At 65.1% G+C, this 24,168-nt stretch carries 18 protein-coding genes; 9 read left to right on the top strand and 9 right to left on the bottom strand.

Features of this window, described 5'->3' with window-relative positions; translation table 11 throughout:
* The first annotated feature begins 202 nt into the window (after positions 1 to 202).
* The 3 genes from ACLD02_RS11870 to ACLD02_RS11860 are packed head-to-tail and all read left to right on the top strand — an operon-like array spanning position 203 to position 3,089.
* Positions 203 to 1,267 carry a TRAP transporter substrate-binding protein gene (locus tag ACLD02_RS11870; RefSeq protein WP_410298785.1) on the top strand — a complete coding sequence of 355 codons (1,065 nt, stop codon included), beginning with the start codon at positions 203 to 205 and terminating at the stop codon, positions 1,265 to 1,267.
* Positions 1,268 to 1,296: 29 nt separating this feature from the next.
* Positions 1,297 to 1,767, top strand: a complete 471-nt coding sequence (locus ACLD02_RS11865) for a TRAP transporter small permease (RefSeq protein WP_203105038.1) — start codon at positions 1,297 to 1,299, stop codon at positions 1,765 to 1,767.
* Positions 1,764 to 3,089, top strand: a complete 1,326-nt coding sequence (locus ACLD02_RS11860) for a TRAP transporter large permease (protein WP_203105037.1) — start codon at positions 1,764 to 1,766, stop codon at positions 3,087 to 3,089. The genes ACLD02_RS11865 and ACLD02_RS11860 overlap by 4 nt, the downstream gene beginning before the upstream one ends.
* A 34-nt stretch (positions 3,090 to 3,123) precedes the next feature.
* On the opposite strand, the gene ACLD02_RS11855 is transcribed toward ACLD02_RS11860, so the two are convergent.
* From ACLD02_RS11855 to ACLD02_RS11845, 3 genes are all read right to left on the bottom strand, one after another.
* The gene (locus tag ACLD02_RS11855) at positions 3,124 to 4,275 is read right to left on the bottom strand and encodes a metallophosphoesterase (RefSeq protein ID WP_410298784.1); all 1,152 of its coding nucleotides are present in this window, start codon (positions 4,273 to 4,275) and stop codon (positions 3,124 to 3,126) included.
* The gene (locus ACLD02_RS11850) at positions 4,272 to 5,984 is read right to left on the bottom strand and encodes an alkaline phosphatase D family protein (protein WP_410298783.1); all 1,713 of its coding nucleotides are present in this window, start codon (positions 5,982 to 5,984) and stop codon (positions 4,272 to 4,274) included. The genes ACLD02_RS11855 and ACLD02_RS11850 overlap by 4 nt, the downstream gene beginning before the upstream one ends.
* Before the next feature lie 188 nt (positions 5,985 to 6,172).
* Positions 6,173 to 7,099 carry a sterol desaturase family protein gene (locus tag ACLD02_RS11845; RefSeq protein WP_203105034.1) on the bottom strand — a complete coding sequence of 309 codons (927 nt, stop codon included), beginning with the start codon at positions 7,097 to 7,099 and terminating at the stop codon, positions 6,173 to 6,175.
* Between the two features lie 128 nt (positions 7,100 to 7,227).
* Here ACLD02_RS11845 and ACLD02_RS11840 point away from each other — a divergent pair, with 128 nt between their 5' ends.
* Positions 7,228 to 8,229 (top strand): helix-turn-helix domain-containing protein, encoded by a 1,002-nt coding sequence (locus ACLD02_RS11840; protein ID WP_410298782.1) that lies wholly within the window; start codon positions 7,228 to 7,230, stop codon positions 8,227 to 8,229.
* 93 nt (positions 8,230 to 8,322) lie between these two features.
* Here ACLD02_RS11840 and ACLD02_RS11835 read toward each other — a convergent pair whose 3' ends face one another.
* From ACLD02_RS11835 to ACLD02_RS11810, 6 genes are all read right to left on the bottom strand, one after another.
* Entirely contained in the window at positions 8,323 to 10,281 is a 1,959-nt protein-coding gene (locus ACLD02_RS11835; RefSeq protein ID WP_203105032.1) for a monovalent cation:proton antiporter family protein, read from the bottom strand.
* Complete coding sequence (locus ACLD02_RS11830) at positions 10,278 to 10,778, bottom strand: DinB family protein (RefSeq protein ID WP_203105031.1); 501 nt, start codon at positions 10,776 to 10,778, stop codon at positions 10,278 to 10,280. Before ACLD02_RS11830 ends, ACLD02_RS11835 begins: the two co-directional genes overlap by 4 nt.
* 98 nt (positions 10,779 to 10,876) lie before the next feature.
* A complete protein-coding gene (locus ACLD02_RS11825; protein WP_203105030.1) occupies positions 10,877 to 12,520 on the bottom strand; it encodes an acetolactate synthase large subunit in 1,644 nt (547 codons plus the stop codon).
* A 143-nt stretch (positions 12,521 to 12,663) separates the two neighbouring features.
* A complete protein-coding gene (locus tag ACLD02_RS11820) occupies positions 12,664 to 12,879 on the bottom strand; it encodes a hypothetical protein (RefSeq protein WP_203105029.1) in 216 nt (71 codons plus the stop codon).
* A 77-nt stretch (positions 12,880 to 12,956) separates the two neighbouring features.
* Positions 12,957 to 14,273 carry a ribonucleotide-diphosphate reductase subunit beta gene (locus tag ACLD02_RS11815; RefSeq protein WP_203105028.1) on the bottom strand — a complete coding sequence of 439 codons (1,317 nt, stop codon included), beginning with the start codon at positions 14,271 to 14,273 and terminating at the stop codon, positions 12,957 to 12,959.
* Positions 14,274 to 14,413: 140 nt separating this feature from the next.
* Positions 14,414 to 17,323: a ribonucleoside-diphosphate reductase subunit alpha gene (locus tag ACLD02_RS11810; RefSeq protein ID WP_203105027.1), complete on the bottom strand. Its 2,910-nt coding sequence runs from the start codon at positions 17,321 to 17,323 to the stop codon at positions 14,414 to 14,416.
* 551 nt (positions 17,324 to 17,874) lie between these two features.
* On the opposite strand from ACLD02_RS11810, the gene ACLD02_RS11805 reads away from it, so the two are divergent.
* From ACLD02_RS11805 to ACLD02_RS11785, 5 genes are all read left to right on the top strand, one after another.
* Positions 17,875 to 18,597, top strand: coding sequence for a response regulator (locus ACLD02_RS11805; protein WP_203105026.1), 723 nt, complete (start codon positions 17,875 to 17,877; stop codon positions 18,595 to 18,597).
* A complete protein-coding gene (locus ACLD02_RS11800; protein ID WP_410298781.1) occupies positions 18,598 to 20,226 on the top strand; it encodes an ATP-binding protein in 1,629 nt (542 codons plus the stop codon).
* A 62-nt stretch (positions 20,227 to 20,288) separates the two neighbouring features.
* A complete protein-coding gene (gene glpK / locus ACLD02_RS11795; RefSeq protein WP_203105024.1) occupies positions 20,289 to 21,779 on the top strand; it encodes a glycerol kinase GlpK in 1,491 nt (496 codons plus the stop codon).
* A 170-nt stretch (positions 21,780 to 21,949) separates the two neighbouring features.
* Positions 21,950 to 23,050, top strand: a complete 1,101-nt coding sequence (locus tag ACLD02_RS11790; protein WP_203105023.1) for a sensor domain-containing diguanylate cyclase — start codon at positions 21,950 to 21,952, stop codon at positions 23,048 to 23,050.
* Positions 23,047 to 24,162: a diguanylate cyclase gene (locus ACLD02_RS11785; protein WP_410298780.1), complete on the top strand. Its 1,116-nt coding sequence runs from the start codon at positions 23,047 to 23,049 to the stop codon at positions 24,160 to 24,162. The genes ACLD02_RS11790 and ACLD02_RS11785 overlap by 4 nt, the downstream gene beginning before the upstream one ends.
* Positions 24,163 to 24,168: the final 6 nt, after the last annotated feature.

The following is a 24,168-nucleotide window of genomic DNA, read 5'->3' as shown; positions in this document are numbered from 1 at the left end:
TTTTCCGAGGGAAAAATTGCACTTTCCAACGGCGGGGTGCGCGAATGTATACCCACCCGGGAAGGAAACGATTTTATTCATGCCGGCGCATTGACCGGCCGCTCGGAGGCTGTTTAGTATTCATTAACAAATTAATGGATTGCGGCGTGCCCGGCAGGGGCGTCGCCATCAAGAACAACAAGCAAAGACAGACGAGGTCATCATGAAAGCAAGCATAAGAAACCTCCCCCTCTGGATTGCCGGCACCGCCCTGGGCCTGACCCTGGGGCTGACCGGTGCCCACGCCGACGACACCGTTACTCTGCGTATCGAGCATTTCCTGCCGGCCAACTCCAACGCCCAGCAGAACGTGATCGAACCCTGGTGCGAGGACATGAAGGCGGCGTCGGACGGTCGCATCCAATGTGAGATCTATCCCTCCATGCAGCTCGGCGGTACGCCGGGACAATTGGCGGACATGGCGCGCAACGGCGTGGTGGACGTGGTGTGGACAGCGCTGGGTTACTCCGCCGGCCGTTTCCCGCGCAGTGAGGCGCTGGAATTGCCGTTCGTTTTGCCGGCCGGTGGCGAGACCGCCAGCCGCATCATCTGGGACTATTCCACGACCTACGCCAAGGATGATTTCAAGGACTACAAGGTGCTGGCGGTGTACAGCGATGGCGGCGGCACCCTGCACACCGCGAAGAAGCCAGTGAGCAACCTGGATGATATGAAGGGCCTGCGGATTCGCGCTTCCACCCGGCTGGCATCCCGCTTTCTCACCTCCGTGGGCGCCACGCCGGTGAGCATGCCGCCGTCGCAAATCGCCGACACCTTGTCCAAGGGGGTGATCGACGGCGCCCTGGCGGTATGGGAAGTGGTACCGCCCACCAAGCTGGACGAAACCACCTTCCATCACATGCAAACGGCACCGGATCAGGCCACCACCACGGTGACCACACTGGCCATGCTGATGAACCAGCAACGCTACCAGGGCTTGCCGGACGACCTGAAAAAGATCGTCGACGAGTACAGTGGCGAGGCGCTTACCGTGCGCTTCGGCAAGGCCTGGGATCAGGCCATCGATCAGGTGAAAAACCGCATCGCCGCCGACGACAAGCACACCATCGTTACCCTGGACGACGCCGCCTATCGGGCCATGGTTCAGGCCTCGCAAAGCGTGGTCGATGACTGGGTGGGCAACGACGACGGCGGCCTGGACCGCCAGGCCCTGTTCGACGGCCTGCGCCAAACGGTTAAGGAATACACCCCGGAACTGGCGCGCTGAAGCGCGCCTCCCTGTGAGCGGAGTGAACAATGGCGGGCGTTATTCTGCGTCGGTTGTCGCTGGGGTTCGCCCTGGCCGGTGGCGCCATCGTCCTGGTGCTGATTGTCATGTCGCTGGTGTCACTGGTGGGGCGCAAGCTGTTTTCCGCGCCGATCCCCGGTGACATTGAAATGCTGCAAATGGCCATTGCCGTGGCGGTGACGGCTTTTCTGCCCCTGTGCGAGATGACCGACAACCATATTCGCGTGGATCTGATAGCGGGCTTTCTGCCGGCGCCGGTGAACCGGGGGCTGCTGGCCATCGGCCATCTGCTGTTGGCGGCGGTGGCGGCGTTGATGGGCTGGCGCACCTTTCTGCTGATGCAGAACAGCCAGGATTACGGTTCCACCTCCACCATGCTTGGCGTGCCGCTGTGGTGGCCTCAGGGGCTGATGGTGCCGAGCCTGGCGCTGCTTGCGCTTTGCGGGCTGTACCGGGCGGCGCGGGAGATCAGACCATGAGCGGCATGCAAACCGGACTGCTGGTGCTGGCGGTGCTGATGGGCTTGCTGGCTCTGCGCGTGCACGTGGGCATCGGCATGTTCCTGGCGGGCATTCTCTGTTACGTGCTGGTCAACCATGGCAACCTCAACGCCCTGTTGTTCACCATCAACAATCTGGTCTACGCGCGGGTGTCCGATTACGACCTGGCGGTGATTCCGTTGTTCGTGCTGATGGGGCAGTTCGCCATCCACGGCGGCTTGTCCCGGGCGCTGTTCCGCGCCGCCTCGGCGTTCATCGGCCACTGGCGGGGCGGGCTGGCGATGTCCGCCGCCGGCGCCTGCGCCGGCTTTGGCGCCATCTGCGGCTCGTCCCTGGCCACCGCCGCCACCATGAGCCAGGTGGCGCTGCCGGAGCTGGAGAAACACCACTACCCAAGCAGGCTGGCGGCCGGCACCATCGCCGCCGGCGGTACCCTGGGTATTCTGATCCCGCCTTCGGTGCCACTGATCGTCTACGCGGTGCTCACCCAGGAATCCATCGGCAAGCTGTTCGTGGCGGCCATCATCCCCGGCCTGGTGGCCATGCTCGGTTATTTGATCGTGATCCGTCTGGTGGCCATGCGCACCATGCGCGACGCGCCGCGTATCCCCAAGGCGGCCTGGGGCACGCGTTTGCGCGCCCTGGCGGAAGTGTCGCCGGTGCTGCTGGTGTTCCTGGTGGTGATCTTCGGCATCTATGGCGGCTGGGCTAACCTCACCGAGGCGGCTTCCATCGGCGCCGGCGCCTGCGGTCTGTTCGCCGTGGTACGTGGCGGCATGCGTGGCGAGGGCCTGGTGAAAAGCCTGATCGGTACCGCCGAGGCATCCGCCATGATCTATCTGGTGGTGATCGGCGCCGACCTGCTGAACAGCGGCCTGGCGCTCAGCCGCATGCCGGTGGAACTGGCGAACTGGGTGCAGGCCAGCGGCATGGCGCCGTTCGCGGTGCTGTGTTCGATCCTGGTGATCTACCTGCTGCTGGGCTGCGTAATGGATTCCCTGTCCATGATTCTGCTTACCGTGCCGATTTTCTATCCGATCGTGGTGGGGCTGCCGTTCTTCGACCTTACCCAGACACAGATTTCCATCTGGTTCGGCATCATCGCCTTGATGGTGGTGGAGATCGGACTGATTACCCCGCCCATGGGCATGAATCTGTTCATCGTGCAGAAGTTCAGCGAACGCACCTCCCTGGGGGCGGTCAGCCGTGGCATCGTGCCTTTCCTGGGCGCGGACCTGGTGCGCATCGTGTTGCTGGTGGCGGTGCCGGCACTGTCGTTGTTGTTGTTGCCGGCGGCCTGAGCCGCCGGCTCGCCGTTCAGGCCGGTTCCCCCACTCAGGCCGGTTCCAGAACATCGGCGGTGACCGGCTTGGCGCGGGTTTCCTGGTGGCCGATGCGCACGCTGCCGTCATCCGGGGAGACCTGGTAGAACACAGTGGTCATGCTGTCCTCGTTCAGTTCCACCCAGACGAAACCGTAGTCGCTGTCGTTCTGGTAGCGCACCGGGTTGCGGTTGGCGTCCTTGAAGTCGTCGGTCTTGGCGCCGGCGCCGGACACGATCAGTTCGGTGCGGCCCATGGCTTGCGCCGGTTGCAGCCATTGCAGGGAATGGTCGTGGCCGGTGAGCAACAGGTCGGCCCGGTCGGCGAAGCATTCCTCCAGAAAAGCCTTGTAGCGCAGGCCATCGGCGTCCGGGTTATTGAACATCCAGCGCAGGTGGGCGTCCAGGTCGCCGGCGTTGCCGTGCTTGCCATTGGAGCGGTAGGGCACATGGGTCATGGCGATTTTCCAGTGGGCCTGGCTTTTGCCGACGGCGCGCTTCATCCAGGTTTGTTGCGGGTAGCCGTAGTTGCTCCAGTTGAAGTTCTCGTCGTGGTCCAGATAGAAGCTGGTGAGCGGGTTGGAGTCCACCACGAACAGTTCCAGAAAGGGCGTTTCCCGTGAGGTGGCGAAGGCCTGGCTGTAGAAGCGGGCCGGCATGTGCCACTTGTTGGAATAGCGGTCGCGGCTGTAGTGGTACATGACCTGGTAATCACCGCGCTGATTGTCCGAGCCGCCGCCGAACACGGTGCTGGCGCAATCGTGATTGCCCAGGCAGAGGAAGAATGGCAGATCCAGGTTCTGGTAGGGATACTCGAATTTTTCCAGAAACTGGGGGTCGTCCACGGCGGTGACGCCGGCTTCGTAGATGTTGTCGCCGGTGAGCAGCACCAGGTCGCAGCCGCGCTCGGCCACCACCGCTTCCATGGCGGCGGCCACCTGATACTGGCCCTGGCCGCCACTGCCGGTGTCGCCGACGGCGATAAAACGCAGCGTGCGGGGTGCCTCCGGAGTATCCGGCGTGTTGCCGGTTTCCTCGCCGCCCCCCGGCGTGGCGCCTTGGTCGTCGCCGCCACCTCCGCCGCCGCCGCCGCAGGCGCTGAGTACCGGTACGCTGGCGCCGCCGATCAACAGGTTACGAATAAAGTCACGTCGTTTCAGGCTCATGGCTTGACCCCTTGGGTTGAAGGCGCCAGCGGCGGCGCGTCGGGTTTCGGAGCGCTGGGTTGGGAAGCCCGCTCCACATGGTTCTGGCCATCGCGGGTCAGGTAGGAGCGGGCGAAGAACTCGCTGTCGTCCGGTTCGCTGACCGTGTTGAGGTGGAACCAGTCGGCTTTGCAATGTTCACCGGTGAGGTCGAGGACCAGATAGCCACGGCGGAACAGGTCCACCCATTTCAGATGCGGATTGAGCGGCACCAGGGCGGCGCGGGCCAGGTCGGAGAGCCCCTTGGTGGGCGCCGCTGGCGAGGTCACCGCCGGGGTCACGAACTCCACCGCCAGGGAGCCCTCGCCGGTGAAGCGGTTGTAGACCAGGGCGTTGCCCGGGTCGGTGCTTACGTCCATGGCCCAGGAACTGTGGATGTCGCCGGTGAGCACCACGGTGTTGTCCAGGGCCATGGCCTCGATGCGGCCGAGCAGGGCGCGGCGGCTGGTTTCGTAACCGTCCCATTGGTCGTAGTTCAGCTGGGCGCCGCCGCCCAGGTCCCAGTTGGGCATGTCCGGCAGGGTGCCCAGGGTAAGCGGCGAGAGCATCACCTGCTGGCCGATCACATGCCAGCGGGCGCCGCGTCCCCGGGAATATTCCAGTTGTTCGAACAGCCATTCGCGCTGGTCCTGGCCGAGCAACTGGCGGTTCCGGTCGCGGGCCGCCGAAGGGCTGCTGACTTGCTGGTCGCGACCGATCAGACGGGTATCGAGCATCACCAGGGTGAGCAGGTCGCCATAGTCGAAGCGCCGGTAGATACGCATGTCCCGGTCCGGGAAGCCCATGCGAATGGGCATCCATTCGTAGTAGGCGCGCACCGCCGCGCGCTTGCGGTCGGCGAAGTCGCCTTCGCCTTCGTTGTGGTTCTCGGCGCCGTTCATCCAGGCGTCGTTGGCGATCTCGTGGTCGTCCCAGACACAGATGAAGGGGTGCTGCCGGTGGCACTCTTGCAGGTCCGGGTCGCGGCGATAGCAGGCATAGCGACGGCGGTAGTCCTCCAGCGTGATGATCTCGTTGGGCGGGTCCACCGGGCGCAGCGCCGCCAGGTCCGGGTCGTTGTATTCCCCCTGGGCGTATTCATAGATGTAGTCGCCCAGGTGCAGCACGGCGTCCAGATCGGCGCGCCGCGCCACCCGGCCGTAGGCGTTGAACCAGCCATAGGGCAGGTTGGAACAGGACATCACCGCCAGGCGCAGGTGATCGACCCGGGCGCCGGGGGCCGGGGCGGTGCGGGTGCGCCCCACCGGGCTGGTGAAGCCAAGGCTGCGGAAGCGGTAGAAATAGGTGGTCTCCGGGTCCGGCAGCAGCGGGTCCAGCTTGACGGTGAAATCGTTCTGGGAGCGCGCGTAGCCGACGCCCTGGTACACCGGCGTGGTAAAGGCCGGGTCCCGGGCCACCTCCACGATGACCGGGATTTCGTCCAGATTGGCGGCGCTGATCCGGGTCCAGAGGATCACCTGATTGGCCAGCGGATCGCCGCTGGCGACGCCATGCTGGAACGGGTCCGGGCCGTCATAGGCGGGCATCTCCGGAGCGTTCGGTGTGCCGTTGCCGGGCTGGCCGGTATCGCCGTTGTCCGGGGAGTTGGAGCCGCCGCCCCCGCAGGCGGACAACACGCCCAGGGACAGCCCGGCGGTGGCGGAACGGGTGAGGAATTCGCGTCGTTTCATGACCTGCCTCGATATGGAAAATCTGGCGGCACGCTACGGCTCGGTCATGATTCGAATATGACAGTTTTTCTCAACAATCCGGCCCGGCTATGGATGGCGTTGCTGTGCAACGGGGGAAACGCCCATGGCACGGGCGTTTCAGGCCTCCTTAGCGGTAAATGTTTTGATTGGTTTTGTTTTGTAACCCGTCACCGGTTTCCGTCCCGGCGCCACTCCGGCGGCTTCCATAAATGTTTGAGCCGCTGGCCCGGCGAGCCGCGTTGGGCCATGTCGCGAAACATATCCCGGTATTCATGGCACCAGTTGACGATCAGGCTGTGGCTGTACACCGGGCGGGTGATGCCGTACTCCACCGGTTCATCGTCCCGTTCTTCGGTGAAGGTGCCGAACAGGCGGTCAAAGACGATGAAGACGCCGCCGTAGTTACGGTCGATGTAGTCCGGGTTGCGGGCATGGTGCACGCGGTGGTGGCTGGGAGTATTGAAGAGCCACTCGATCCACGGATGCAGGCGGCCCACCAGGGTGGTGTGGATGAAGAACTGGTAGACCAGGGACAGGGCATAACAGACGCCAATCCACACCGGATTGAAGCCGATCAGGGCCAACGGCACATAGACCAGCCAGCCGCCGTTGAAGATGTTGGTGGCGTTCTGGCGCATGGCGGTGGAGAAGTTCATGCGCTCGGAGGAATGGTGGGTGACATGGGCGGCCCACAGCCAGCGCACCCGGTGGGAACCACGATGGAACCAGTAGAAACAGAAGTCGGTGAGTACCCAGAGCAGGGCGCCGGTGGCCCAGTTGAGCGGGATATCCAGCAGCCGGTAATGGTAGGCGAGGGCGAACACCGGAAAGGAAATCACGCCGGCGAACAGCAACTCGGTGGTCTGGTAGCCGGCGCCAAGCAGAAAATTACGCAGCGATTCCCGCGGTTCCACCCGCGCCGGGTCGTGGCGGATCTTCAGGTATTCCCACAGGAATACGCCAATAAAGACCGGCGTCGCGACGACGAAGATCATCTGTCGTTCGTCCAGCGCCAGCCAGGGCGACAGAGTCAGCCACAGGCTCTCCAGGCCACTGTCGCGCCAGACATCGTGGAACATTTCCATCAGGGGCATCGATTCTGTCTCCAGGTCGCTGAGCCTCCATTGTGCGGGCGACGCTAAGGGGTGTATTGACGAATGACGCCGTGTTTTTGACAATTCATGCCATCATCACCATTCACCATCATTCATGGGGAAGCGCCATGGCCACGTCCATGCGGGTTACCGGGGCCTGGGTGCAACTGCTCACCGACTGGCTGGACAAGGAAAATCTGCCGGCGCCGGAATTGCGCTCGATACTGGATAGCCGGGGCCCGGCGGACATCGTGGCGTTACCGCTGTGGCGCGAGTTGCTGGCGCGGGCGGTGGCGCTGCGCCCGGAGCTGCCGGCGCCAGGCCTGGCGATCGGTGCCCTGGTGCAGCCGCGTCATGTGGGCGTGCTGGGTTATCTGACCCTGACTTGCCAGACCCTGGGCGAGGTGATGCTGGCCTACCAGCGTTACGAGAGCCTGTTCTATGGTCGGGATCTGGTGGAGGTGGAGGCCGGCGCGGACCGCATGACGATGCGCTGGCCGGCGGCGGTAGCGGTGGGCGAACTGGCGGACAGCGTGTCGGTGGCGGCGATGATCACTTTCATACGCCGCCTGCTGGAGCGGCGTCTGGTGCCGCTGCGGGTGAGTTTCGTGTTCGCGGCGCCGGACGCCGGCGTGCGGCGGGCATACCGGGAATTCCTTGGCTGCCCGGTGGCGTTCGGCGCGGGCCATACCAGCGTGAGTTTTCCGCTGTCGTTCCTCGGCCTGAGCCTGCCACGCAGCGATGCCGCCTCCCGGGCGTTGCTTGATCATCAGGCCCGGGCGTTGCTGCGGGCCCTGCCGGATTCCGATGATTTCGACCGGGCCCTGCAGCGCACCCTGGTGGGGTTGTTGCCGGAGGGGCGGGTAAGCCTCAGGCGGGTGGCCGAGCGCCTGCATGTGTCGCCGCGCACCTTGCAGCGGCGCCTGGCGGGGCGGGCCCTGAGCTGGCAAATGCTGCTCGACCGTACCCGGGAACAGCTCGCCGACCAGTACCTGGCGGACCGGTCCCTGACCCTGGGGGAGATCGCCCTGCTGTTGGGTTACTCGGAGCACAGTGCTTTCAGCCGGGCCTACCGCCAGTGGACCGGGCGCACGCCGGAGCGGGCCCGGCGCTCCGCTTCAGGGCGGTGATTGGCGGCGGTTATCGCGACTGAAGTCGCTCCTACAAGGTCGGTATGCTCCTACAAGGTCGGTATGTAGGAGCGACTTCAGTCGCGATGCGCTCTAGCCGCCGAGCAGTTTCTCCTCGGCGGCTTCCACGGCTTCCAGGGGACCATAGAGGATCAGGATGTCGCCGTCGCGCAGCTCGGTGTCGCCGGCGGGGTAGTCCAGGCTGCGGTCATCGCGGCGCAGGGACTGCACCTCCACCTTGCCCTCCTTGAGGTCGAGCTGATCGAGGCGCTTGCCGATGCAGGCCGCCTGGCCGCTCACCGTGACCGCGTGCAGCAGCCGGTAGGGATTGCCGGCGCTGTCGGCGGTGGGCAGGGACTCACCGTGGTAGTAGCCGCGCAGCAGCTTGTAACGCTCACGGCGGCTCTGACGCAGCATGGCCAGCACCTTGCCGAACGGTGTGTCGAGCATCATCAGGGCATGGGCCACCAGCATCAGCGAGGCTTCCAGCACCTCCGGCACGACCTCGGCGGCGCCGGCGCCGAGCAGATCGTCCAGATGGGTGTCGTCCCGGGTGCGCACCAGCACGCGCAGATCCGGACAAAGCTGGTGGGCGGTATGCAGAATGCGTTCCGCCTGGCGTGGATCGTCGAAGGTCACCACCAGCAGGCTGGCCCGGTGGATGCCGGCCCGTTCCAGAATCTCCTTGCGGGTGGCGTCGCCGAACAGGATTCGCTCGCCGGCCTGGCTGGCTTCCTGGATGCGCACCAGGTCGGTGTCGATGGCCACCGCCTGGTGATGGAAGCGGTGCAGGTAGCGCATCAGGTTCTGGCCCACGCGGCCATAGCCGCACAGCAGCACATGGCCGTGGGTGTCTTCGTCCACGGACGGGGTGTCCGGTTCCTTCTCCCACTGGCGCAGCAAACGGCGGGTCAGGGTGCCGCTGTGTTCCAGCAGGGCGGGGGTGGCGGCCATGGTGAGCACGGTGATGGACACCAGCACGCCGGCCTGCTCATTGGTGATCAGGTCGTGGGTCACCGCCAGAGCCACCAGCACGAAGCCGAACTCGCCGCCCTGGGCGAGCAGGATGCCGGTGCGCAGGGCGGTCTCCTTGCGCTCGCCGAGCACCCGCAGCAGCCCGGCGATCAGCACCAGCTTGCACACCATCAGCAAGGCCGCGCCGATCAGAATCCAGTGCCAGTACTGGGCGAACAGGGCCGGCGAGATGAGCATGCCCACGCCCATGAAGAACAGCCCCAGCAGCAGGTCCCGGAACGGGCGGATGTCCGCCTCGATCTGATGGCGGAAGTGGCTCTCGCCGAGCATCATGCCGGCCAGGAAGGCGCCCAGGGCCATGGACAGCCCCAGGGCGTGGGTCACCCAGGCGGCCAGCAGCGCCAGCAGCAGGGCGGTCATCACGAACACTTCGTCGGAACGGGCGCGGCCGGTTTCCTCCAGGGCCCGGGGCAGCACCCATTTGCCGATCACATAGATGCCGGCGAACAACAGCACCGCCTTGCCCAGGGTGGCGCTGGCGGTGATCAGCGGGTCGCCGGCGCTGGGATCGGCGAGCACCGGCAGCAGCACCAGCATGATCACCGCCGCCAGGTCCTGGAACAGCAGTACACCGGTGGTGGCGCGCCCGTAGCCGGTGTTCACCGCGCCCCGGGTGATCAGATCGCGGATCACGATGGCGGTGGAGGAGAGCGCGAAGGCGCCGCCGCCGATCAGGGCCACCGCCGGCGACAAGCCCACCAGCCATAACACCGCCGCCACCGGCACGGCGGTGAGCACCAGTTGCAGCGGCCCGGCGCCGAACACTACCCGGCGCAGGGCCAGCAGCCGTGGGATGGAAAATTCCAGACCCAGGGAGAACAGCAGGAAGACGATGCCGAACTCCGCCAGGTGACGCATGCCGGAGGTGTCGCCTACCCAGCCGAAGCCGCCGGGGCCGGCGAGCACGCCGGCGCCCAGGTAGGCGAGGATGGGGGGCAGATGCAGGCGGCGGAACACCACCACGGCGAACACCGCCGTGGCGAGCAGGATCACCACCAGGGTCAGGGTATCGGTCATGGTTGAACGTCGTCGGGCATGAAGATCAGATCCGTGGTGCCGAAGTCCCGACCGAGCTGGCTGAGCGCGGCGGTGAGCTGGCCCCGGTGGTGGGTCTGATGGTTGAACAGGTGCGTCAGGCACAGGCGCAGGGGAAGGGTGCGCGGCGAACCGGTGGAGGTCAGATAGTGGAGGTCGTCGTCCAGACCCGGTTCTTCCAGGGTGGCTACGTAGTCGGCCAGATCCCGGTCGGTGCGGTTGCGCTCCTGGCACAGGGTGTGGAAGTCGCCGTACAGCTCCTGGGCCAGGCTTTCCACCGCGAACGGACTGCCGGTGAAGCGGCCCAGCCACAGGCGGTCGGTGAGCAGCAGGTGGTTCAGGGTGCCGTGGATGGAATGGAAGAACAGCCCGCGTTCCGCCTTGCGCTCACCGTCGTCGAGGGTGGCGCAGGCGTTCAGGACCTGGCCGTTCTGCCAATGGTTGTAGCGCGCCAGGCGCGCATAGTGATCCCGCCACATGGAAAGGTCCCCGTTATCTCAATGGGCCTACTGTAATGTAATGCAGCGGCGCGCGGAAACGCCGCGAGGCAGCGTCACGCGCGGGCGGGCCGGCGGGCTCAGACCTTGCTGCTGAGCTCGCGGATTTCCTGGTTGAGGATACGGTCGTTCATGCTGTAGTCCACCGCCACGTCGACCACGTGCACGCCGCCGGTGGCGTAGCACTCCTCCACCTTGGGCACCAGGTCGCCGGTGCTTTCCACGCGGTGCCCCTGGGCGCCGTAGGCCTTGGCGTAGGCGACGAAGTCCGGGTTGTGGAAGTCCAGGCCGAAGTCGTGGAAATCCATCTGCTTCTGCTTCCACTTGATCATGCCGTAGCCGTCGTCGCGCAGGATCAGGATCACCAGATCCAGATTCAGGCGCACGGCGGTTTCCAACTCCTGGGAGTTCATCATGAAACCGCCGTCGCCGCATACCGCCATCACCCGGCGTTCCGGGTGCACCATCTTGGCGGCCATGGCCGAAGGCAGGCCGGCGCCCATGCTGGCCAGGGCGTTGTCCAGCAGCACGGTGTTGGGGTGGGTGGCCGGATAGTTGCGCGCGAACCAGATTTTGTACATGCCGTTGTCGAGGGCGATGATGCCGTCGCTGGGCATGACCCGGCGAATCTCGCGCACCAGCCGCTGGGGCAGGATTGGGAAGCGATCGTCGCGGGCGCCCTCGGCGATGTGTTTCTGCAGGGCGTCACGGACCCGGTGGAAATCGGCGAAGCTCCAGTGCTCCTGGGGGGCCAGGCGTTCCTTGAGCTGCCACAGGCTGTTGGCGATGTCGCCCACCACCTCGATCTGCGGAAAGTAGACCGGGTCCACCTGGGCGGAGTTGAAGTTGATGTGCACCACTTCGGCGCCGCCGGGTTGCATGAAGAAGGGCGGTTTCTCCACCACGTCGTGGCCGACGTTGATGATCAGGTCGGCGGCGTCGATGGCGCGGTGCACGAAGTCACCGTCGGAGAGCGCGGTGTTGCCCAGGAAGTGGGCGCCGGTCTCGTCCACCACGCCCTTGCCCATCTGGGTGGTGATGGCGGGGATGCCGAGTTTTTCGATGAACTGGCGCAGCATCTTGCTGGTGAGCTTGCGGTTGGCGCCGGCGCCCACCACGATGAGCGGCTTGCGGGCGCCCTTGATGGCCTCCACGGCGCGGCAGATGGCCTTGTCCTCGGCGATCGGACGGCGCGTCAGGCTCGGCTCCAGCACCGGCATGGTGGAATGCTCCCGGGCGATGTCCTCGGGCAGCTCCAGGTGGGTGGCGCCGGGGCGCTCCTCCTGGGCCAGCCGGAATGCTTCGCGCACCCGGGCGGGGATGGTGTCGCCGCTGACCACGGTCTTGGTGAACTTGGTCAGCGGGCGCATCATGTCGACCACGTCGATGATCTGAAACTGCCCCTGCTTGCTGGACTTGATCGGTTTCTGTCCGGTGATCATCACCATCGGCATGGCGCCCAGTTGGGCGTAGGCGGCGGCGGTCACGAAGTTGGTGGCGCCGGGGCCCAGGGTGGACAGGCAGGCGCAGGCCTTGCCGGTGAGCCGGCCGTAGGTGGCGGCCATGAAGCCGGCGGCCTGTTCGTGACGGGTGATCACCAGCTGGATGGAACGGGAGCCGCGCAGGGCTTCCAGCAAATCCAGGTTTTCCTCGCCGGGGATGGCGAAGACGTATTCCACGCCTTCCGCTTCCAGGGCCCTGACGAACAAATCCGAAGCTTTCATTCAGGCTCTCCTTACCGGCACGCGGTTCGCGCGCCCTTCATTCTTCGATTGGCGGGGATCGTCATGCTGGGGGGTACTATAACGCGTCGATGGCGCGGGCGGGTATGGTGAATACTGATGCGTGGTATTGGTCGGGGCGATCCTCAGTGCCAGGTGCCCTCGATGTTCTCGCACTGTTCCAGGAATTCCTCGGCGCTCATTTCCACGGTGTCTTCATCGCCGTCGATGTGGGCGGTGACCTGCTCCTTGAGCTGGCTCACCACGGTGGTCATCATCGCCAGGGTTTCCTCGACCTGCTCGATGGCGGAGATAAGGTCCCGGGCTTCCTCCTGGAAATCGTCGTGGTCTTGATCGCTCATGCGGCCTCCGTGAATGGTCCTTACTATGGTGCCAAAGGACGGGGGCGGGGACAAACCCCGCCCCATGGAGCCGGCACTCAATCCCAGGACAGGGCGCCGCCCACCTGGTACTCGGTGACGCGGGTTTCGAAGAAGTTCTTCTCTTTCCGCAGGTCCATGATCTCGCTCATCCAGGGGAACGGGTTGGTGACGCCCTTGAACTGCTCGGGCAGGCCCAACTGGGTGAGACGACGGTTGGCGATGAACTGCAGGTACTCTTCCATCATCGAGGCGTTCATGCCCAGTACGCCGCGCGGCATGGTGTCGCGGGCGTATTGGATTTCCAGCTCGGTGCCTTCCAGGATCATCTGGGTGACCTTGTCGCGCATTTCCTGGTCCCACAGGTGCGGGTTTTCCAGTTTGATCTGGTTGATCACGTCGACGCCGAAGTTCACGTGCATGGACTCGTCGCGCAGGATGTACTGGAACTGCTCGGCCACGCCGGTCATCTTGTTGCGGCGGCCCATGGACAGGATCTGGGTGAAGCCGCAATAGAAGAACACCCCTTCCAGCACGCAGTAGAACGCGATCAGGTTCTTGAGCAGCGCCTTGTCGGTTTCCACGGTGCCGGTGGTGAACGACGGGTCGGAGATCTCACGGGTGTACTCGATGCCCCATTGCGCCTTCTTGGCCACCGAGGGGATTTCCCGGTACATGTTGAAGATCTCGCCTTCGTCCATGCCCAGGGACTCAATGCAGTACTGGTAGGCGTGGGTGTGGATCGCCTCCTCGAACGCCTGGCGCAGGATGTACTGGCGACACTCCGGGTTGGTGATCAGCCGGTAGGTGGCGAGCACCAGGTTGTTGGCGACCAGGGAATCGGCGGTGGAGAAGAAGCCCAGGTTGCGCTTGACGATGCGGCGCTCGTCCTCGGTGAGGCCACCTTCCTTCTTCCACAGCGCCAGGTCGGCGTTCATGTTGATTTCCTGGGGCATCCAGTGGTTGGCGCAGCCGTCCAGGTATTTTTGCCAGGCCCAGTCGTACTTGAAGGGCACCAGCTGGTTGAGGTCGGCGCGACAATTGATCATGCGCTTGTCGTCGACCTGCACGCGGCCGGCGGCGCCTTCCAGCTCCGCCACGCCCTCGGCGTCGTCCATCTTGGCCACGGCCTGTTGGGCGCGCAGCACGGCGTCGGTCACCGCTGTGTCGGTTCGTCCGCGCAGCTCTTCGTGTCCAGGGTGCGCTTGCGCTCCTCGGTCATCTCCTGCATGCGCACCACTTCCCGCTGCCGGTGCTTGAGGTGCAGATGCCGCTTCCTCAGATACCGGCGCAGATTGCGCCGGCGTTGACCCGGCGCCACCGGGCTGCTTGGCGTTCGGCGTCTCTTGCGCATGAAAATCATCCCAGCTCAGCATGTCTCTCTCCATTCTTTCAGGGTGGCGCCTTGGCGTCACGGATGGTGCATTCTTTAAAGAAGCCGCTTGCACGCAACACGCTTCACGCTGGCACGCGAAAAGGCGTGATGCGTGCCGGCGTGTAAGCGTGCTTGCGTCTTTTATTGGCAGGCCTCGCAGTCCGGGTCGTCGATGGAGCAGGCCTGGGGCACGTCCGCGGCCTGGCTGAAATCACCGCCGGAAGCCTCGGCGCCGTTGGCGGCGGCCGCGCCACCCTCGGCACCGGAAGAAACGCGATTGAGCTTGCCGTCATTGATGGTGGACTTCTCGGCCTGGGTGGCGCCGATGGCGCGCAGGTAATAGGTGGTCTTCAGACCCAGCAGCCACGCCATCTTGTAGGTGACGTCCAGCTTCTTGCCGTTGGCCTCGGCGATGTACAGGTTCAGGGACTGCGCCTGGTCGATCCATTTCTGGCGGCGGCTGGCGGCTTCCACCATCCAGCGCGGCTCGATCTCGAAGGCGGTGCGGAAGCGCTCTTTCAGGTCCGCCGGCACACGCTCGATGGGCAGCACGGAGCCGTCGTAGTACTTGAGGTCGTTGACCATCACGTTGTCCCACAGACCGCGTTCCTTGAGCGCGTTCACCAGGTACGGGTTGACCACGGTGAATTCGCCGGACAGGTTCGATTTCACGTACAGGTTCTGGTACGTGGGCTCGATGGACTGCGATACGCCGGTGATGTTGGCGATGGTGGCGGTGGGCGCGATCGCCATCACGTTGGAGTTGCGCATGCCTTTCCGGGCGGTCTCGCGCAGGCTGTCCCAATCCAGGGTCTGGCTACGATCCACCTGGCAGTAGTCCTCGCCACGCTGCTTGACCAGGATGTCGATGGAATCGATCGGCAGCACGCCCTGGCTCCACAGGGAACCCTCGAAGGTCTGGTAGGCGCCACGTTCCTCGGCCAGTTTGGCGGACGCCTGGATGGCGTAGTAGCTGACCGCTTCCATGGACTGGTCGGCGAAGTCCACCGCTTCCCGGGAGGCGTAGCTGTAGCCCTGCTTATAAAGCGCGTCCTGGAAGCCCATGATGCCCAGGCCCACGGGGCGGTGCTTCATGTTGGAACGTTCCGCCTGGGGCACGCTGTAGTAGTTGATGTCGATGACGTTGTCGAGCATGCGCACCGCGGTTTTCACCGTGCTGGCCAGCTTGTCGCGGTCCAGCTTGCCGTCAACGATGTGCTGGGCCAGGTTCACGGAGCCCAGGTTGCACACCGCGATTTCGTCCTCGCTGGTGTTCAGGGTGATCTCGGTGCACAGGTTGGAAGAGTGCACCACGCCCACGTGCTGCTGCGGGCTGCGCAGGTTGCACGGGTCCTTGAAGGTGAACCACGGGTGGCCGGTTTCGAACAGCATGGAGAGCATCTTGCGCCACAGATTGATGGCGGGCAGACGCTTGTAGAGCTTCATGCGGCCGTCGCGGGTCATCGCCTCGTACTCTTCGTAGCGCTTCTCGAACGCTTCGCCGTAGAGGTCGTGCAGGTCCGGCACGTCGTTGGGGCTGAACAGGGTCCAGTCCTGCTCGTTGATCACCCGCTTCATGAACAGGTCCGGAATCCAGTTGGCGGAGTTCATGTCGTGGGTACGGCGGCGGTCGTCACCGGTGTTCTTGCGCAGCTCGATGAATTCCTCGATGTCCATGTGCCAGGTTTCCAGGTAGGCACAGACCGCGCCCTTGCGCTTGCCGCCCTGGTTGACCGCCACGGCGGTGTCGTTGACCACCTTCAGGAACGGCACCACGCCCTGGGATTTGCCGTTGGTGCCTTTAATGTAGGCACCCAGCGCGCGCACCGGAGTCCAGTCGTTGCCCAGGCCGCCGGCGAATTTACTGAGCATGGCGTTGTCGTGGATGGCGCTGTAAATGCCGGACAGGTCATCGGGCACCGTGGTCAGGTAGCAGCTGGACAGCTGCGGACGCAGGGTGCCGGCGTTGAACAGGGTCGGCGTGGAGCTCATGTAGTCGAAGCTGGAGAGCAGATTGTAGAACTCGATGGCCCGTTCCTCGCGCTGCTCCTCGCGCACCGCCAGGCCCATGGCCACGCGCATGAAGAAGCACTGCGGCAGCTCGATGCGGGTCTCGTTGTGGTGGATGAAGTAGCGGTCGTAGAGGGTCTGCAGGCCCAGGTAGGAGAACTGCAGGTCGCGCTTGCCGTCGATGGCGGCGCCCAGCTTGTTGAGGTCGAATTCGGCCAGTTCCGGGCTCAGCAGTTCGAACTCGATGCCTTTTTCCACGTAGGCGGCCAGCGCCTTGGCGTAGAGGTCTTCCATCTCTTCCTGGTTGGCGCGCTCGGCCACGCCCAGGTATTGCAGGGCCTCGGCGCGGATCTTGTCCATCAGCAGCCGGGCGGTGACCTGGGAATAGTTGGGCTCCATCTCGATCATGGTGCGGGCGGTCATCACCATGGAGGTGTTGACGTCCTTGATGGAGACGCCGTCGTACAGGTTCTTGACGGTTTCGGCGATGATCTTGTCCGGATAGACCTCTTCCAGGCCGCTGCAGGCCTCGCGGATCAGGTGCTCCAGGCGCGCCATGTCGAGCGGCGCGCGGCTGCCGTCCTCCATGGTGACGGACATGTCCACCTTATGCTTGGGCTCCGGCAGCTCGCGCTCCCGTTCGGCGCGTTTGCGGGACTGCTCCTCACGGTAGAGTACGTAGTCGCGGGCCACTTTGTGCTCGCCGTTGCGCATCAGCGCCAGTTCCACCTGGTCCTGGATTTCCTCGATGTGGATGGTGCCACCGGAGGGCATGCGGCGCTTGAAGGTGGCGGAGACCTGCTCGGTAAGGCGCTCCACGGTTTCGTGGATGCGCGAGCTGGCAGCGGCGGTACCGCCTTCCACGGCCAGGAACGCCTTGGTGATGGCGACGGTGATCTTATCGTCGTCGTAGGAGACCACCTTGCCATTGCGCTTGATCACGCGCAGTTGGCCGGGCGCGGTGGTGGTGACGTCCTGCTGCGCGTCGTCGCCGGCGGGAACGCCGGAGGCGGCCTGATCACGATTCATATCCGTTTGCATGATGCCCTCTCCGTTCGATATCGGTGCGTTGTGTGCTGTCTGTGTTGAGTACTGTTCGCGTTGTGTGCCGTTCGCTTCGGGTTCGCGCCGCCGGTCACCGGACGGGATGGCGGGGGCCGGGGATGCGCTCCGGCGGCGCGAACACCATATATAGTGTTCAGTATGCTGCTGCGTGGGTCGGGCCTGGCGCCTTTTCTGGTCCCTCGGGGGCCGTAAATGGCTGATCCGGCTGGGTTTTCCGGGGAAGGTAAAGCGAGGGGCCGTCCGTCCGGAAAGTGGCCTGAAAACCCAATATCTTGGGGTCGCTGCCCGATAAGGCTACAATTTATAGGTGAGGCCGCGTTTTTGCAATGCCTCCCGCTGGGGAAATCCTGTGGATAATCTGTGAGGGGAATGTGGGTCTTTGTGAGCAAAAACCCGGGGTGCTTGGGCCCGGCGCCGAAACCCTATATATTGTGCCGCCGCCCGGCACTACGCGCGGTTGCCCGCGCGCACCGGTATGCGTATAAAAGAATGCGAACGGCTCAACAACCAAAAAGGACAAGGACGGGATGACCACCGTGCAGGATAACCCGCCGACGATCATGATCGTCGAAGATGACGAGCGTCTCGCCGATCTCACCTGTGAATATCTGCAATCCAACGGTCTTGATGTCACCGTGGTGAGTGACGGCGAGGAAGCAATCCGCCGCATCCGTTCCGAGCAGCCGGACCTGGTGGTGCTGGATCTGATGCTGCCCGGCGCCGACGGCCTCACCGTGTGCCGGGAGGTGCGCGGCGGCTACAAGAATCCCATCCTCATGCTCACCGCCCGCACCGACGACATGGATCAGGTGCTGGGGCTGGAGATGGGCGCCGACGACTACGTCGCCAAGCCGGTCAAGCCACGGGTGTTGCTGGCGCGTATCCGGGCCCTGTTGCGCCGGGTGGAAACCGACAGCGAGCGCGACAGCTCGCCGTCACGGCTGGAGTTCGGTGTTCTGGTGATCGACAACTCCGCCCGCGAGGTGACCCTGCGCGGCGAGTCCGTGGACCTCACCAGCGCCGAGTACGATCTGCTCTGGCTGCTGGCGTCCAACGCCGGCACCGTGCTGTCCCGGGAGACCATCTTCGAAAAGTTGCGCGGCATCCAGTACGACGGCCAGGACCGTTCCATCGATGTGCGTATTTCCCGCATCCGCCCCAAGGTGGGCGACGATCCGGAGAACCCCAAGCGTATCAAGACGGTGCGTTCCAAGGGCTATCTGTTCGTCAAGGAAATGAGCTCCGGCTAATTGAACAGTATCTTCGTCCGCATCTACGGCGGCATCCTGGTCGCGCTGCTGATCATCGGCGCGCTCACCTGGGCCGGCGTGGATCTGGTCAACGACTACCGTTCCCTGCTGTACCGCGAGCGCATGGCCAAGGGCACTTTCCACCTGATGGCGGACAGCTACCGGGGCCTGGACCAGTCCGGTCGCGAGGCCCGTTCCCTGGAACTGACCCGGTTATTCGGCGCGCCGGTGGAGGTGCGCACCGGTAGCAGCCTCGAATTGTCCTACCGGGAAGCCCTGCATCTGGACGAGCAGCGCGTGGTGCTGCGCGGCGAGCCGGATGGCAACGCCGTCACCGTGCTGTATCCGCTGCCCGACGCCGACCTCTATCTGCGCGCCCGCCTGAGCCGCCTGTCCGAGCAGCAGGCCCGCGCCACCGCCCGCCTGGTGCTCGACCACCTGCGCGACCAGCCCCGGGCCCGCTGGGACGAGGTGCTGGTCGAGCTCAACCGGCAGTTCGGTTATCCGCTCGTGATACAGCGGCAATCCTCCCTGGAGCTGGATGGCGAGCAACGCCGCCGGCTGGGGCGCGACGAGGTGGTGTTGTCGTTGTCCGACAGCACCCGCCGCGACGCCGGCGTGCGTGTGCTGATGCCGGTGGACGACGGCGCCACCGATCCGCGCGTGCTGGTGATGGGCCCGCTGCATCTGTTCGATCAGTTTCCCTGGCAGTTGCTGAGCATCGCCGGTGTGCTGGCGCTGTTGCTGGTGGCGGTGTCCACCTACCTTCAGGTGCGTCCCCTGCAAACCCGCCTGCGCCGCCTGGACCGGGCGGTGAAACGCCTGGGCAGCGGTGATCTCGGTGCCTACGCGGATATTCCCGGTAACGACCCCATCGGTCAGGTGGCCGCCACCTTCAATGGCATGACCGCCCACATCCGGCGTCTGATCGAAGCCCAGAGGGAGCTGACACGGGCGGTATCCCATGAACTGCGCACGCCGGTGGCGAGGCTGCGTTTCGGTTTGGAAATGCTGGCGGACTGCGAATCCGCCGAAGAGCGCCGCGGCAAGCTCAATGCCCTGGACAAGGACATCGACCAGCTCGACCGCCTGATCGATGAGATCCTCACCTACGCGCGCCTGGAGGAGGGCACTCCCAACATCGAATTCCAGCCGGTGATGGTGCGTGATATCTGCGAGCAACTGGCCGCCGAGCTGGAGGACATTCGCGGTGACATCGCCGTGGAGGTGGCCGGCGCCACCGATCTGACCCTGGACGGCGACCCCCGCTACCTGCACCGTATTCTGCAGAACCTGGTCACCAATGCCCTGCGCTATGCCAGCAGCCGCGTGCGCATGACCCTGAGCGAGGAGGGCGATCAGGTGGTGCTGGATGTGGACGATGACGGCAAGGGTATCCCCGAGCACCAGCGCGAGCGGGTCTTCAAGCCGTTCGCCCGGCTTGATAAAAGCCGCCACCGGGCCAGTGGCGGCTACGGCCTGGGGTTGTCCATCGTCAAACGCATCGTCGATTGGCACGGTGGCGCGATCCAGGTTTCCGAAAGCGAATGGGGTGGCGCCCGCTTTCGTGTCATTCTGCCCCGGCACCAGCAAAAACAGCACGTACTCGGCCGCCGCCGCGGCCTATAACAAAACGGCAGGAGCGGCCTTCGCCGCGATTGGCAAGCCGGACCATGAAAGGAAGTGTGAACATGCCATCGTATCTTCTCGCCATCGACCAGGGCACCACCAGTTCCCGCGCCATCGTGTTCGACCGTGACGGCGAAGCCGTGGGCCAGGCGCAGAAGGAATTCCGCCAGCATTTCCCCCGCGATGGCTGGGTCGAGCACGATGCCACGGAGATCTGGAACGATGTCCTGGCGCTGTGTCGCCAGGCGTTGCGAAACGCGGCGGTGGAAGCCGCCGACCTGGCCGGCATCGGCATCACCAACCAGCGCGAGACCACGGTGCTGTGGGACCGGCGCACCGGCGAGCCCCTGGCCCGCGCCATTGTCTGGCAGGATCGGCGCACCGCCGACCAATGCCAGAAGCTCAAGGAGGCCGGCCACGAGGACCGGGTACGCGAGCGCACCGGCCTGCTGCTGGACCCTTATTTTTCCGCCACCAAGCTGGGCTGGTTGCTCGACAACGTGGACGGTGCCCGGCGGCGCGCCGAAGCCGGCGAACTGGCGTTCGGCACCATCGACTGCTGGTTGTTGTGGAAGCTCACCGGGGGGCGGGTGCACGCCACCGACGCCACCAACGCCTCGCGCACCCTGCTGTTCAATATCCACGAGCAGCGTTGGGACCCGGACCTGCTGGCACTGTTCCAGATACCCGCTTCGCTGCTACCGGAGGTGGGCGACAGCGCCGGTGAATTCGGTCGTACCGACACCGGCCTGCTGGGCGCGCCGGTGCCGGTGGCGGGCATCGCCGGCGACCAGCAGGCGGCGCTGGTCGGCCAGGCCTGCTTCGAACCGGGCATGGTGAAGAGCACCTATGGCACCGGCTGCTTCATGGTCATGAACACCGGGCAGGCGGTGCATTCGGACAACCGCCTGCTGACCACCGTCGGCTATCGGCTCAATGGTCGTACCACCTATGCGCTGGAAGGTTCCATCTTCGTGGCCGGCGCCGCTATTCAGTGGCTGCGCGACGGTCTCAACCTGATTTCCCACGCCAGCGAGACCGAGGCCCTGGCGCGCCGGGTGGGGTCCGCCGGCGGCGTATACCTGGTGCCGGCCTTTACCGGCCTGGGAGCGCCTTGGTGGGACCCCCACGCCCGCGGCGCCCTGCTCGGGCTGACCCGGGACACCGGCATCGCCGAGGTGGTTACCGCCGGCCTGGAAGCGGTTTGCTACCAGTCCCGGGATCTTCTCGAGGCCATGGCGGCGGACTGTGGCCGCCGGCCCACCGCCCTGCGCGTGGACGGCGGCATGGTGGTCAACAACTGGCTTGGGCAGACCCTGGCCGATGTGCTCGGCGTGCGTGTGGACCGCCCCCGGGTCACCGAAACCACCGCCCTGGGCGCCGCTTACCTGGCCGGTCTGGGAGTGGGCTGGTTCGATGATCTGTCGGCGGTGGCCGAGCACTGGCAGCGCGAGCGCGCGTTCGAGCCGGCTCTTGAAGAGGTCGAGCGCGAGCGTCGTTACCGGGGCTGGTGCGAAGCGGTGCAGCGTGTGTGTTCGGATAGTCGGCGGTGAATTCCCGACCAAAAATGTGATTTGATGCACATTTTTAATTATCATCGGTGGCAATCGCCGGTGTCTTGTCGATCCATCATCCTTCTCCCCGGGAGACGCTCGTCGTCGCCGGCGGGGACGCATGCGTTGAACGCCGGTTCGTTGCATCATGGCCTTGGGGGAAGGAGCGTATGCGCGGATGGCGCTGCACGGCGCCTGACCGGCGCCAGGAATTCTACCTGCGCCGGCTGGCGTTCGCCTTGCTGGCGGGCGGCGCGGCGCACACCCTGGTGTGCTGGCTGACGCTGCAATGGGGCCTTTTCCGGGGCGGCGAACCCGCCTTCTGGCGTCTGTTCGCGGTCATCTGGGGCGGCCATCTGGCGCTGCTCGCCTTTGCCCAGGCCGGTGCCAACCGCCGTTTGAACGACCCCTCCCTGACCGAACCCCTGATGATCTGGTCCACCCTGGCGCTGCTTCTTTCGGTGGGATTCGTGGAGCAGGCCCAACTGGCGGTGATGACCTTCTTTTTCGCGGTGTTGCATCAGGGCGTGTTCCGGGTGCGGCGCCGCGCCGTGGCGCGGGCCGCCGCCATCGCCGTGGCCGGCTATGGCCTGGTGCTGCTGACCTTGCGCCTGCAGGGCGATCTGACCCGGCCCGCCGCCGCCTGGAGTCAGTGGCTGCTGTTCGCTTTCACCACCCTGGCCATGGTGTTGCTGGCCAGCGAGATATCCACCATCCGCCTGCGTCTGCGCCAGCGTAACGGCCAGCTTACCGACCTGCTGGAGCGGATTCAGGATCTGGCGGTGAAGGATGAACTCACCGGCCTGTATTCGCGCCGCCATGCCATGGAGCTGCTGGCCAAAAGCTGTGGCCAGGCGCGCCGGGGGGCCTTCCTGCTGGCGGTGGCGTTCGTCGACCTGGATCACTTCAAACGCATCAACGACCGCCACGGCCACCTGTTCGGAGATCGGGTATTGATGCGGTTCGCCGATCTCACCCGCCGCTACCTGGGTGAAAAGGACATCGCCGCGCGCCTGGGCGGGGAAGAGTTTCTGCTGGTGTTGCCGGTGCTCGATCTGGACCAGGCCAGGACCACGGTGGAAGGCCTGATGACGGCGTTGCGTGCCCAGCGCTTCATGGCGGCGCCGGCTCTGGAAGTCACCGCGTCCGTGGGGCTTACGGTGGCGGCGGCGACGGAGAGCCCGGATCAGGTGCTGGCCCGGGCCGACCGGCTGCTTTACCAGGCCAAGACCGGCGGTCGCGACCGGATCGTGATGGCGGGGCCGCCATGAAGGCGGGGGATTGGCGCCGGGTTGGCCGGCTTACCGTCAATGAGCAGCGTCTGCTCAGCCGCCATGGACGCGCCCTGGTGGCGGTGGCCGGCCTGCACGCATTGCTGACGGTGCTGTTGTGTTGGCTGGGCGCGCTGAGTCTGGACCCCGGGGTGCTGCTGGGAATGCTGGCGGTGCTGGTCGCCGTGGCGGCACCGTATCTTGCCCTGGTGGAAAGCGGGGCGACCGCGGAGTGGTCGGAGCCGAGTCTGTCCTTTCCCATGGCGCTGCTGCTGTTGGCCGCCTTCCTGGTTACCGCCTTCGGGCTGGACGAGGCACGCATTAGTGCCCTGATGCTTTTTTTCCCGTTGCTGTTGCTGGTTTCTTTCCGGCTTGGCGCTGGCGCGCTGCTGGTGCTGGCGTTGCTCGCCGGCCTCGGGTACGCCGCCATGCTGGCGCTGGCCTGGTGGTATCACGGCGTGCGCATGAGTCCGGTGCTGGAGGCGCTGCAATGGCTGGTGTTCACCCTGGTGAGCCTGAGTTTCGCGGTCACCGGCAGCGGCGTGAACGGATTGAGACGACGGTTGGCGGTGAAGAACCTGGCGCTGGCCGACGCGCTGGAACAGGTCCGTGATCTGGCCATCCGCGATGATCTTACCGGCCTGTTCAACCGGCGCCATATCATGGAGGTGCTGGAGCGCCAGAAAGGGCTGGCGGACAGCGGCATCTACCCCTTTTCGGTGTGCTACGTGGACCTGGATCACTTCAAGGCGATCAATGATGCCTTCGGCCATGGCTGGGGCGACCGGGTACTGCGGGATTTCGCCGAACACGCGCTGGCGGATCTGCGTGAAGGGGACTATCTGGCCCGGCTGGGAGGCGAGGAGTTCATTCTGGTGCTGCCGCAGAGCGACCTGGACGGCGCCGAACTGGTCGCCGAGCGCCTGCGGCGGCGCTGGGGCGAGCGGAGTTTCCGGGCGCTCAACGGGCCGCCCAAGGTGAGTCTGTCCGCGGGCGTGGCCTGCTACCGGGAAGGGGAAACCATCGATCAGTTGCTGGCCCGGGCCGACCGCGCGCTCTATCTGGCCAAGAGCGGCGGCCGCGACCGGGTTTGCCGCGAAGAGCGGTCGTAGGCCTTC

This window comes from Alloalcanivorax sp. C16-2, from assembly GCF_046507615.1.
In the GTDB taxonomy this organism is placed as follows: Bacteria; Pseudomonadota; Gammaproteobacteria; order Pseudomonadales; family Alcanivoracaceae; genus Alloalcanivorax; species Alloalcanivorax marinus_A.
Note: the sequence above shows the minus strand (reverse complement) of the source record. Positions and strands in the feature narration are given on the sequence as shown.